Here is a 12920-nt window from a genome sequence, read left to right on the forward strand (position 1 = left end):
TCGGTGGTGGTCTCCGGGGTGGAGTCGGTGGTGGAGCAGGTGGTGTCGGCTCTGGTGGAGCGGGGGGTGCGGCGCAAGCGGCTGCGGGTCAGTCACGCGTTCCACTCGCCGTTGATGGAGCCGATGCTGGAGGACTTCCGCCGCGTGCTGGACGGCATCACGTTCGCCTCCCCGACGATTCCGGTGATCTCGAATCTGACCGGCCGGGTGGCGGGGCAGGAGATGCTCTCGGCGGAGTACTGGGTGCGGCACGTGCGCCAGGCGGTGCGGTTCGCCGACGGGGTGGCGACGCTGCGCGAGGCCGGGGTTGCCACGTTCGTGGAGGTGGGTCCGGACGCGGTGCTGTCGGCGATGGGCCAGGAATGCCTCCAAGCCCCCCTCACTCCGTCCGCAGGCAACGGTGTCACCTCCGAGGACGCGGCGTTCGTGCCGGTGCTGCGGCGCGGCCGTGACGAGGCGGCCGAGCTGGTCACCGCCCTGGCCACCCTGCACACCCGCGGGGTGACGGTGGACTGGGAGACGTTCTTCACCGACGCCGCCCGGACCGGCCACGCGTCCGCGGCGAAGGCCAACGGCCACACCAACGGGACCAACGGGACCGGTGCGGCCGGGCCCCGCAGGACAGAGCTGCCGACCTACGCCTTCCAGCACCGCCACTACTGGCTGCAGACCGACGGGCTCACCGGTGACGCGACCGGCTTCGGCCAGGTCCCCGCCGAGCACCCGCTGCTCGGCGCGGTGGTGACGCTGCCCGAGTCCGGCGGAGCCGTGCTGACCGGCCGCGTCTCGCTGAACAGCCACCCCTGGCTGGCCGACCACACCATCCTGGACACGGTCATCGTGCCGGGTACGGCCTTCGTCGAGCTGGCCGTCCGCGCGGGCACCCAGGTCGGCTGCGCCGGCGTCGAGGAGCTCACCCTGGAGGCCCCGCTCGTCCTGCCCGGCAGGGACGCGGTCGCGCTGCAGGCCGTCATCGGCGGCGCCGACGACTCCGGACGCCGCCCGCTGTCGCTGTACTCCAGGAGCGGGGCGGACGACGAGCCCTGGACGCGGCACGCCACCGGCGTGCTGACGCCGTCCGCCGAGCCCGGTGACTTCGACCTGGCCGAATGGCCACCACCCGGTGCCCGGCCGATACCGGTGGACGGGCTCTACGACCGGCTGGCCTCCGAGGGGGCCGGCTACGGCCCGGCCTTCCAGGGACTGCGCGCCGCGTGGCGCCGGGACGACGAGGTGTTCGCCGAGGTCGTGCTGCCCGACGGCGTCGCCGGTGACGCCGCGCGCTTCGGCATCCACCCCGCCCTGCTGGACGCCGCGCTGCACGCCGTCGAGCTCGGCGGGAGCACCGCGCCGCAGGGACAGGTCGAGCTGCCGTTCGCCTGGAACGGGGTCGCGCTGCACGCGACCGGCGCCTCGTCGGTGCGGGTACGGGTCCGGCGGAACGGCTCCGACGCCGCGTCGCTGCAGGTGGCCGACGGCACCGGTGCCCCGGTGGTCAGCATCGGTTCCCTGGTGATGCGTCCCGTCACCGGCGACCGGCTCGGCGCCGCCCGCGACACCCGCGGGGAGTCGCTGTTCCGGGTCGACTGGACGTCCGTGCCCGTCGTCGCCGACGGCGGCGTACCGGGGGGCGGGGGATGGCTCGTCCTCGGTGCCGAGGACGGCGAGCTGGGCCGGGCGCTGCGCTCGGCCGGGCTGGAGGTCCCCTTCGCCGCCGACCTCGCCGCGCTGCGCGCCATGCCCGCCCTGCCCGGGACGGTGCTGGTCGCCGCCCCCGGCGATCCGGCCACCGGCCCGGCCGGCACCCCGCCCCGGGCGGCGTACGACGCGACGCTGCGCACCCTGGACCTGCTGGGCGCCTGGCTCGCCGACGAGGCCCTCGCCGGGACCCGGCTGGCGGTGGTGACCGAGGGCGCGGTCAGGACCGGCTCCGGCGACGGCCCGCCCGACCTCGTACAGGCACCCCTGTGGGGGCTGGTCCGCGCGGCGCAGGCGGAGAACCCCGGACGGTTCCTGCTCGTCGACGTGGACGGCACCGACGACTCCCGGCGCGCCCTGCCCGCCGTGCTGAACACGGGCGAACCCGAGCTGGCCCTGCGCGAGGGCACGGCCCTGGCGCCGCGCCTGGCGAGGGCCGCCTCGGCGGGCATGCTCGAACCGCCGTCCGGCACGACGGCCTGGCGTCTGGAGGTGACCACGCCGGGCACGCTCGACAACCTCGCTCTGACGGCCTGCGACGCCGCCGAGCGTCCGCTGGAGCCGGGCCAGGTACGCCTGGCGGTCCGCGCGGGCGGCCTGAACTTCCGCGACGTCATGATCACCCTCGGCATGTACCCGGGCAGGGCCGACCTGGGCGCGGACGCCGCCGGAGTGGTCGTCGAGGTCGGGCCCGGAGTGCCGGGCCTGGCGCCCGGCGACCGCGTGATGGGACTCGTCGACGCCGGGTTCGGCCCCTACGCGGTGGTCGACCACCGGATGGTCGTGCCGATCCCGTCCGGCTGGACCTTCGCCGAGGCGGCCGCGGTGCCCGCCGTGTTCGCCACCGCCTACTACGGCCTGGTCGACCTGGCCGGGCTGCGCCAGGGCGAGTCGGTGCTCGTGCACGCCGCCGCGGGAGGTGTCGGCATGGCCGCCGTACAGCTGGCCGCCCACCTGGGCGCGGAGGTCTACGGCACGGTGAGCGACGGCAAGCGGGACGCGCTGCGGGCGCTCGGCGTCGCCGACGACCACATCGCCTCCTCCCGCGACCTGGGATTCTCGCGGCGCTTCCTGGAGGCCACCGGCGGGCGCGGCGTCGACGTCGTGCTCAACTCGCTGGCGGGGGAGTTCGTCGACGCCTCCCTGGACCTGCTGCCGCGCGGCGGCCGGTTCGCCGAGATGGGCAAGACCGACGTACGCCAGGCCGGGCAGGTCGCGGCCGGGCACCCCGGCGTCTCCTACCACGCGTTCGACCTGTCCGACGCCGGTCCCGACCGGACCGCGGAGATCCTGGCCGAGCTGGTCCGGCTGTTCGAGCGGGGCGTGCTCGTCCCGCCGCCGGTCCGTGCCTGGGACGTGCGCCAGGCCCCCGAGGCGTTCCGCTTCATGGCGCAGGCCAGGCACGTCGGCAAGCTCGTGCTCACCGTGCCCGTACCGCTCGACCCGGAGGGGACGGTGCTCGTCACCGGCGGCACCGGCGGGCTCGGCGCCCTGGTCGCGCGGCACCTCGTCACCGCCCACGGCGCCCGCCACCTCGTGCTGGCCGGGCGGCGCGGGCCGGACGCCCCGGGGACCGGGCCGCTCCGCGAGGAACTGGCCGCGGCCGGGGCCGAGGTCACCGTCGTCGCCTGCGACGTCGCCGACCGGGACGCGCTGGCCGCGCTGCTCGGGGACCTGCCCGGGGGACGGCCGCTCACCGCGGTCGTGCACACGGCCGGTGTCGTGGCCGACGGCGTCGTCGGCTCCCTCACCCCCGGCCAGGTCGACACCGTCTGGCGGCCCAAGCCCGACGCCGCCTGGCACCTGCACGAGCTCACCCGCGACCTCGACCTGTCGGCGTTCGTGCTGTTCTCGTCCTCGGCCGGCACGCTCGACGGCGGCGGCCAGGGCAACTACGCGGCCGCCAACGCGTTCCTGGACGCGCTGGCCACCCGCCGCAGGTCCGCGGGCCTGCCGGCGGTGTCCCTCGCCTGGGGCATGTGGGCGCCCGAGGTGGGCGGCATGACGGCTCGGCTGGGGGAGACCGACCTGCGCAGGCTGCGCCGGTCCGGCCTGCTGCCGCTGACGGCCGAGGCCGGGCTGGAGCTGTTCGACACCTCCCTCGGTCTCGGTGAGGCCGCGCTGGTGCCGATCAGGCTGGACCTGGCGGCGCTGCGCTCCCGGGACGACGCGCCACCGGCGATGCTCCGCAGGCTGGTCACCGTCACGACCCGGCGGGCGGCCCGCGACGCCGCCCCGGCCCCGGCCGAGCGCTCGCTGCAGGAGCGGCTGCAGGCGCTGTCGCCGGGCGGACGCGACCGCCTGCTGACCGACCTGGTCCGCACCCACGTCGCCGCGGTCCTCGGTCACGCCGACGAGGACGCGGTGGACCCGCTCCGGCCGTTCAAGGAGCTGGGCTTCGACTCGCTGACCGCCGTCGAGCTGCGCAACCGGCTCGGCGCCGCCACCGGGGTACGGCTGCCGGCGACCCTCATCTTCGACTACCCGACCCTGGCCTCGGTCGCCGAGCACATCAGGGGCGAGCTGGTCACCGAGGAGCCGCCCGCGGCGACGCTGGAGGCGGAGCTGGCCAGGCTGGAGCGGGCGATGGAGAGCGTCGCGCCCGATCCGGCCGAGCACGAGAGGATAACCGGCCGCCTGCGCGCCCTCACCTCCCGGTGGATCGAGACGCACCGGGGGGAGACGCCGGGGACCGGCGGGCCCGAGCTCGGATCGGCGACCGCCGACGAGCTGTTCGACATCCTCGACAGCGAACTGTGACGGCTTTCGGCCGGGACCGAGCCCCTCGTACCCGGTACGAGGGGCTCGGTCCCGGGAACCCCCGGATCCTCACCACGCCCCGCCCCAGGGATGAAGGGAATGGCTCTTCAGATCGATGTGTCGGTTACCGTCCACTGATTAACTTTCGTCCTATGGAGACCGAAGGGATCAGCGAGCAGAGCGACCGGACAGACGAGATCGTCCGCCTCGAATCGGTGCGGAAGTCCTACCGGAGCGGGACGGACTCCGTCCTCGCCCTGGGGGGTGTGACGATCGGCTGCCCGCGCGGCAGCGTGACCGCGATCATCGGACCGTCCGGTTCGGGCAAGAGCACGCTCCTGCAGTGCGCGGCCGGGCTCGACCGGCCCACCTCCGGGACGGTGACCCTCGACGGGGAGGAGCTGAACGGGCTCGACGAGACGGCGCTGACCAGGCTGCACCGCGACCGGGTCGGCTTCATCTTCCAGACGTTCAACCTGCTGCCCGCCCTGGACGTGGAGGAGAACGTCACCCTGCCGCTCGCGCTGTCGGGCCGGAGCGCCGATCCCTCCCTCCTGGTCGACGTGATCCGCAGGGTCGGCCTGGCCGAGCACATGCGCCACCGGCCGTTCGAGCTGTCCCCGGGGCAGCGCCAGCGGGTCGCCATCGCCCGCGCGCTCGTCACCCGCCACGCGGTGATCTTCGCCGACGAGCCGACCGGCGCGCTGGACGCCCGCGACACCGACGAGGTCCTCGGCCTGCTCCAGGAGACGGTGCGCGAGACCGGGCAGACGGTCGTCATGGCCAGCCACGACCCGCTGGTCGCCTCCTACGCCGACCGGGTCGCCTTCCTGTCCGCCGGCCGCATCGTCGACGAGCTGAACTTCCCCGTCGACCGGGCGGTGATCCAGCGGATGACCCACCTCGGCGTCTGGGACAGGCCCCCCGGGCCGGAGAGAGGGGTCGCGGGCTGATGTGGAGGCTGGCTCTGCGCACACTCCAGTTCCGCAAGGACGTCTTCGCCGCCGTCTTCACCGCGATGTTCCTCGGCGCGGTCATGATCTCGGCCGCCGGGGCGCTGATGGAGACCGGCGTGCGCGAGGTCCTGCCTCCCCAGCGCCTGGCCGGGGCGCCGATCGTGATCGCCGGCGACCCGTCCTACGCCATGCCCAAGGCCGACCCCCGGGACGACGACACCGAGTGGACGCGCCTGACCGAACGGGTGCGGCTCGGCGCCGCCCTGCTCGACACCGTGCGCGCCCTCCCGGGCGTGGAACGGGTGATCGGCGACCTGTCGTTCCCGGCCACCGTCCTGCTCGGGGACCGGCCCGCGGCCACCGGGCACGACTGGAGCTCCGCCGCCCTGGCGCCCTACCGGCTCCGGCAGGGCGCCGCGCCGGTCGGCCCCGGCGACGTGGTGCTCGACTCCGCGACGGCCGGGCGCTCGGGCCTGCGGGCCGGTGACAGCGTCCGGATCGCGGTCGCCGGCGTCGCCAGCGTCTACCGGGTGACCGGCGTCGCCGCCCCCGCGGGCGGCCGCGAGATCACCGGGGCCGCGCTCTTCTTCTCCGCCCCGGACGCCCGGCACCTGGCCGGGCACCCCGGCACGGTCGACGCGGCCGCCGTCCTGCCCGACCCCGGGACCGACGCCGCGGCACTGCGCGCCAGGATCCAGGACACGCTGCGCGGGCACGCCGCGGTGGCGCTGACCGGTGACCGGCGTGGCCTGGCCGAGTTCCCCGACGGCAGGGACGGCGCCGAGAACCTCGTCGTCATCTCCGGGGTGACCGCGGGGATCACGTTCATGGTCGCGCTGCTCGCCGTGGCGAGCACGCTCGGCATGTCGGTCCAGAACCGCGGGCGGGAGATGGCGCTGCTGCGGGGGATGGGCACGTCCCGGGCGCGGATCCGGCGCATGGTGCTGGCCGAGGCGATGACGGTCTCCGCGGTCGCCGTCGTACCGGGCAGCCTGCTCGGGCCCTATCTCGGCCACCGGCTCTTCCGGCTGCTGGTGGCCGACGGGGTGGTGCCGGAGGTGATGCCGTTCCAGCAGGGCTGGACCCCGGTCCTGGTCTCGGCGGTGGTCTGCCTGCTCGCCGCGGCCGCGGCCGCGTTCCTCCCGGCCAGGCGGGCGTCACTGGTCCCGGCCGTCGGCAGGCCCGCCGGCGCGGCGCTCCGGGGCCGCCCGCTCGGCCCCGTACGGTCGGCGATCACGGTCCTCTGCCTGGGCGGCGGCGCCGCGCTCGCGGTCTCGGTGGTGGTGGCGCCCCGCCCGCCCGCGGCGGGCACGGCCACCCTCACCGTGCTCGCCCTGTCGGTGGGGATGGCCCTGGTCGCCCCCCTGACGACGCGGGCGATGACCGACGCGCTCCGCCAGCCGGTACGCGCCCTGTTCGGCCAGATCGGCCACCTGGCGATCCTCAACGCGCGGGCCCGGACGGTCCGGGTGGCCGCCGCGGCCACGCCCATCATGCTCGTCACCGGGATCGCCCTGTCCAACGTCTACCTGCAGACCAGCCCCGCGGACGCGGCCGAGCGCGTCTACGTCGAGCGGCTGCGCGCCGACGTCGTGCTGACCGCCGGCACCGGGGGACTGGCCTCCGGGGTGCTGGACCGGGTCCGGTCCGTCCCGGGCGTCGCGGGCGCCTCGGAGTTCGTGACCGGCACCGCGTTCCTGGAGCGCCCCTACGACGTCTGGCAGAACGACGACGGCTGGCCCGTCCAGGGGATCACCGCCGAGGCGGCCGAGTCGGTGACCGCGTTCCGGCTCGTCGCCGGCTCGCTCGCCGACCTGCGCGGGAACTCCGTCGCGCTGGCCGAGGGACACGCCCTGCAACTGGGCCGCGACCTCGGGGACACCGTCACGATGCGCCTGGGCGACGGACACGCGGTGGACCTCAGGGTGGTCGCGCTGCTGTCGGCCAGGCCGGGGGACGAGACGATCCTGATGCCCGCCTCCCTGCTGGCCTCGCACACCACGGCCGGCCTGCCGCCCCAGATCCTCGTGCGCGCGGCCACGCCCGGCGCCGTCCCCGCGGTCAGGGCCGCCCTGGCCGAGGTGGGCGGCACGATCCCCGGGATGCGGGTGTCCGACGCGAGCGTGCTGTCCGTCGTGCACACCGAGCGGCAGCGGACGCGGGCCTGGGTGAACTACCTGTTCATCGGCACGGTGCTCGCCTTCGTGGTGATCTCGGTGATCAGCATCCAGGCGGCGGGCGCGGCACGGCGCGGCAGGGAGTTCGGGCTGCAACGGCTGATCGGCTCCAGCCGGGGACAGGTACTGCGGATGATGGGCATCGAGGGCGTCCTGGTCACCGTCATCGGCGTGGTGCTGGGCACCGTGGTGTTCGTCCCGGTCCTGCTGCTCTTCACCATCGCGATCAGCGGTTCCCCGCTCCCGTCGGGGCCGGTCTACCTCTACGTCATCGTGGTCTGCGCAGCGGGCCTGTCGGCGCTGATGGGGGCGCTGCCGCCCGCGTGGGCCGCGACCCGCGCCCGCCCCGTGACGACCGTCCGGCCCTCCGACCCGTAGGGCGGGGCGTCCGTCCCACCCCTGCCCGGGGACCCCTGCCCCTGCCCGGCCCGGGTCCCCGGGTTCTCGCGCGCGCCCGTCCCCGCCGGTGCCCGCGACCCACCCCGCCACCCCCTTCCTGACCTGCTCGTGCGGCAGGTGGCCCTGCCCTGGACGGGGCCGGGGACGCGGTCTCCCACAGGGGAGGCTGAGGGGTGCGCTAGGGGTCGGTTTCCCGGTACGGGTGTATGTAGCGTGCTAATCGAGCCGGCGTGGAGAACGGTGACCGGAAGATCGCCGGCCCGGATCCTCCGGCCGGATCCCAGAACCGTTCCGGACCTCGCCGGTGCGGTACGCCGCCCCGGCGTACGAAGGCGAGTGCCCCGGCCTCATGGCGCGCGGGCCGACCGGTCGTGCGATCTAGTCATTCGGAGGAAGTCTTCATGCGTGTCCTGTTCACCATGCACGCCGCGGCCGCCCACCTGTTCCTGGTGGTCCCGATCGCGTGGGCCCTCAAGGCCGCGGGTCACGAGGTGATCGTCGCCACGCAGCCGGACATCGTCGACGACGTCACCAGGACCGGCCTGACCGCGCTGCCGGTGGGCGACCCCTCCAACATCGCCGAGCGGCTCGCGAGCATCCCCGCGGACCAGCAGATCTTCGGCTCCGGCTACGACATCGCCGAGGAACGGCCCGAGGTGCTCACCTACGAGTACGTCCGCGACTGCATGGCCGCGTTCGCCTCGCCCCTCGCGCTGGACCTCATCACCGACGACTCGATGTACGACGACCTGGTCGGCTTCTGCCGCGAGTGGCGGCCGGACCTGGTGGTCTGGGACTCCATCACCTTCCCCGGCATGGTCGCGGCCCGCGCCTGCGGCGCCGCGCACGTCCGGTCCACCTTCGGACGCGACCACTGGGGACGGATGCGCTCGCTCTTCCTCCGGCTGCGCGCGGAACGGCCCGGCGCGGCCGACGAGGACCCGGTGGCCGACTGGGTCACCGCGAAGCTGGCCAGGTACGGCTGCGCCTACGAAGAGGAGGCCGTCCTCGGGCAGGCCACCGTCGACTCCATGCCGGTCTGGACGCGCTTCCCGGTCGAGCACGACTATCTGCCCGTCCGGTTCATCCCCTACAACGGCCCCGCCGTCATCCCCGACTGGCTGAAGACGGCCGGGCCCGGACGCCCCCGCGTCTGCTTCACCCTGGGCGTGTCCGGCCGCGAGGTCTGGGGCGGCAACGGCAGCATCCGGGCAACCGACCTGTTCGAGGCCGTGGCCGACCTCGACGTCGAGGTGGTCGCGACCCTCAACGCCGCCCAGCTCGACCCCGACGTCAAGGTGCCCGACAACATCAGGGTCGTCGACTACGTCCCGCTCAACTCGCTGCTGCCCGGATGCTCGGTCATCGTCCACCACGGCGGCACCGGGACGTTCGGCACCTCGATCGCGCACGGGGTGCCGCAGCTCGTCGTCCCCGCGAAGCTCTACGACGAGGGGGGCATGGCCCGGCAGGTGGCCGCGGAGGGCGCCGGCCTCGTCATCCGGCCCGAGGACCTCTCGGCCGCGACCCTGCGGGAGGGCCTGCTGCGGCTGCTCGGCGAACCGTCCTTCACGGAGAACGCCGCCAGGATCAGGCAGGTGGCGGAGACCACCCCCACCCCGCACGACCTCGTGCGCGACCTGGAGGAGGTCGTCGCCCTGCACCGGGCGCGCTCCGGCGCGCGGACGCCGACCGGCTGACCCCTCCCTCCTCCGCACCGGCCGGCCGGATCCGCGCCGGCCGGAACCCTCCGCGCCGACCGGCACGGAACCCTCCGCGCCGACCGGCACGGAACCCTCCGCGCCGACCGGCACGGAACCCTTCGTGCCGACCGGCACGGAACCCTTCGTGCCGATCGGCCGGAACCCTTCGTGCCGGTCGGCACGGAAACCTCCGCGCCGACCGGGTGCGGAACGCCGAACACGGGTCGCCCCGCGATGCGAGCGCCCTTTCCCTCATGCCTCGACCCGGTACGCACCGTCGGCCGGGCGAGGCCCTCTCACGGTCCGACAGGGGTGACGTGGTGGAGAACGACGGCAAGATTCTCGACTATCTGCGCAAGGCGACCGCGGACCTGCGGGAGACCCGTCAGAGGTTGCGGGAGGCCGAGAGCAGGCAGACCGAACCGATCGCGATCGTCGGGATGAGCTGCCGCTTCCCCGGCGGCGCCGACACGCCCGAGGCGCTGTGGCGGCTGCTGGCCGAGGGCGCGGACGCCGTCTCGTCGTTCCCGGAGAACCGGGGCTGGGACGTCGAGAACCTCTACGACCCCGACCCCGACCGCCCCGGCAAGAGCTACACCCGCTCGGGCGGCTTCCTGTACGACGCCGCCGAGTTCGACCCCGCCTTCTTCGGGATCAACCCGCGCGAGGCCGTGGCGATGGACCCGCAGCAGCGGCTGCTGCTGGAGACCGCCTGGGAGGCGTTCGAGGACGCCGGGATCGACCCGACCTCCGCGCGCGGCACCTCCGTCGGCGTGTACACCGGGGTGATCTACCACGACTACGGCTCCCGGATCCGCGTCGTCCCCGAGGACCTGGGCGGCTACATCGGCAACGGCAGCGACGGCAGCGTCGCCTCCGGCCGGGTGGCCTACGTCCTGGGCCTGGAGGGCCCGGCCGTCTCGGTCGACACCGCCTGCTCGTCGTCCCTGGTCGCGCTGCACCTGGGGGTCCAGGCGCTGCGCCAGGGCGAGTGCTCCATGGCCCTGGCGGGCGGGGTCACGGTCATGTCCACACCCAGCACCTTCGTGGAGTTCAGCCGCCAGCGCGGCCTGTCGCCCGACGGCCGCTGCAAGGCGTTCGCCGCCGCCGCCGACGGGACCGGCTGGGGCGAGGGCGCGGGCATGCTCCTGCTGGAACGCCTCTCGGACGCCGTCCGCCTGGGACACCCGGTGCTGGCGGTCGTCCGCGGCTCGGCGATCAACCAGGACGGCGCGAGCAGCGGCCTGACCGCGCCGAACGGCCCGGCGCAGCAGCGGGTCATCCGACAGGCCCTGGACAACGCGCGCCTGTCGGCCGCCCAGGTCGACGCCGTCGAGGCGCACGGCACCGGCACCGCGCTGGGCGACCCGATCGAGGCGCAGGCGCTGCTGGCCACGTACGGGCGCGACCGGGGCGACGCCGCGCCGCTCCGGCTGGGATCGATCAAGTCGAACATCGGGCACACCCAGGGCGCCGCCGGGGTCGCCGGCGTCATCAAGATGGTGCTGGCGATGCGGCACGGCGTGCTGCCCCGGACCCTGCACGTGGACGAGCCGTCCCCGCACGTCGACTGGTCGGCCGGTGACGTCACCCTGCTGACCGAGAGCGAGCCCTGGGAGACCGGCGGCGCCCCGCGCCGGGCCGCGGTGTCCTCCTTCGGCGTCAGCGGCACCAACGCCCACGTCATCCTGGAGCAGGCCCCCGAGCCGGAGCCCGCCGCCCCGGCGCCGTCCGGCGAGCCCGCCACGCCCGTGTCATCCGCGCCCGCGGCCCCCGACCCGGTCGTGCCCTGGGTGATCTCCGGCAGGGGCGCGGACGCGCTGCGGGCGCAGGCGGAACGCCTCGCGGCCCACCTGGACGCCGACACCGGCCTCTCCCCGGTCGACGTCGGCCACTCCTCGGTCGTCTCCCGGACCGCCTTCCCGCACCGCGCCGTGGTCGTCGGCACCGGCCGCGAGGAGCTGCTGGCCGGCGTGCGCGCCGTGGCCGCGGGCACCGCCGCGCCGAACGTCGTCCGCGGCACCGCGTACCCCGCCCCCGGGGTGGTGTTCGTCTTCCCCGGACAGGGACCCACCTGGGCGGGAATGGCCGTCGAGCTGATGGAGACCTCGCCGGTGTTCGCCGCCAGGCTCACCGAGTGCGCCGACGCGCTCTCCCACGTCGTCGACTGGAAGCTGGCGGAGGTGCTGCGCGGCGAGCCCGGCGCGCCGCCGCTGGACCGGGTGGACGTGGTCCAGCCCGCCCTGTGGGCCGTCATGGTCTCGCTGGCGGAGCTGTGGCGCTCGTACGGCGTGGAACCCGACGCCGTGGTCGGCCACTCGCAGGGCGAGGTCGCCGCCGCCTGCGTGGCGGGCGCGCTGTCGCTGGAGGACGCCGCGAAGATCGTCGCGCTCCGCAGCCTCGCCATCGGCGAGCGGCTGTCCGGCAGCGGCGGAATGGTGGCCGTCTCCCTGCCGCAGGACCGGATGCGCGAGCGGCTCGCCCCCTGGGGCGACCGCGTGTCGGTGTCCGCGGTGAACGGCCCGGGCTCGACGGTGCTCTCCGCCGACACGGCCACCCTGGACGAGGTGCTCGAAAGCCTCCTCGCCGAGGGCGTCCGCGCCAAGAGGATCCCGATCGACTACCCCTCGCACTCGGCGTACGTGGAGCCGCTCAAGGAGCGGATCACCGACGGCCTGGCGGGGATCGCCCCCAGGTCGGTGGAGGTCCCGTTCTACTCCACGGTGACCGGCGGGCCGATCGACACCGCCGGGCTGGACGCCGACTACTGGTACACCAACCTCCGCAGGCAGGTGCGTTTCGACGAGGCCGTCCGCGCCCTGCTCGGGCAGGGCCACCGGGTGTTCATCGAGGTCGGCCCGCACCCGGTGCTGGCCATGGGCGTCCAGGAGACCGTGGAGGCCATGGGCGCCGACGCGGTCGCGATCGGGTCGCTGCGCCGCGGCGAAGGCGGCATGGACCGGTTCGTCACCTCACTGGCCGAGGCGTACGTGCACGGGGCACCGGTGGACTGGACACCGCTGTTCGCCCCCCACGACCCGCGCCGGGTCAAGCTGCCCACCTACGCCTTCCAGCGCGAGCGCTACTGGCTCGACGCGACCGACACCGTCGACCTGACGTCCGCCGGTCTGGGTTCGGTGGATCATCCGTTGCTGGGTGCGGTGGTGGTGGTGGCCGATTCGCAGGGGGTGTTGTTCTCGGGGCGGTTGTCGCTGGGGTTGCATGGG

Annotated in this window: 5 protein-coding genes; all 5 read left to right on the forward strand. The window is 74.9% G+C overall.

The window, feature by feature from the left end; all coding sequences use genetic code 11:
- Nucleotides 1–4458: SDR family NAD(P)-dependent oxidoreductase (locus ACIBCT_RS40165; protein ID WP_399197302.1), on the forward strand; the 4458-nt coding region annotated here is incomplete at its 5' end.
- A gap of 152 nt (nt 4459–4610) precedes the next feature.
- Nucleotides 4611–5411, forward strand: coding sequence for an ABC transporter ATP-binding protein (locus ACIBCT_RS40170; protein WP_399197303.1), 801 nt, complete (start codon nt 4611–4613; stop codon nt 5409–5411).
- Nucleotides 5411–7969 carry an ABC transporter permease gene (locus tag ACIBCT_RS40175; RefSeq protein WP_399197305.1) on the forward strand — a complete coding sequence of 853 codons (2559 nt, stop codon included), beginning with the start codon at nt 5411–5413 and terminating at the stop codon, nt 7967–7969. Before ACIBCT_RS40170 ends, ACIBCT_RS40175 begins: the two co-directional genes overlap by 1 nt.
- 422 nt (nt 7970–8391) lie before the next feature.
- Nucleotides 8392–9690 (forward strand): activator-dependent family glycosyltransferase, encoded by a 1299-nt coding sequence (locus ACIBCT_RS40180; protein ID WP_399197306.1) that lies wholly within the window; start codon nt 8392–8394, stop codon nt 9688–9690.
- Between the two features lie 320 nt (nt 9691–10010).
- Nucleotides 10011–12920: beta-ketoacyl synthase N-terminal-like domain-containing protein (locus ACIBCT_RS40185; protein WP_399197307.1), on the forward strand; the 2910-nt coding region annotated here is incomplete at its 3' end.

Source organism: Streptosporangium sp. NPDC050855, from assembly GCF_044456585.1.
Lineage (GTDB): Bacteria > Actinomycetota > Actinomycetes > Streptosporangiales > Streptosporangiaceae > Streptosporangium > Streptosporangium longisporum.

Excerpts from the sequence above, each read along its gene's own strand:
- ACIBCT_RS40170 (WP_399197303.1), top strand. The coding sequence starts at position 4,611 with ATGGAGACCGAAGGGATCAGCGAGCAGAGCGACCGGACAGACGAGATC.
- ACIBCT_RS40175 (WP_399197305.1), top strand. The coding sequence starts at position 5,411 with ATGTGGAGGCTGGCTCTGCGCACACTCCAGTTCCGCAAGGACGTCTTC.
- ACIBCT_RS40180 (WP_399197306.1), top strand. The coding sequence starts at position 8,392 with ATGCGTGTCCTGTTCACCATGCACGCCGCGGCCGCCCACCTGTTCCTG.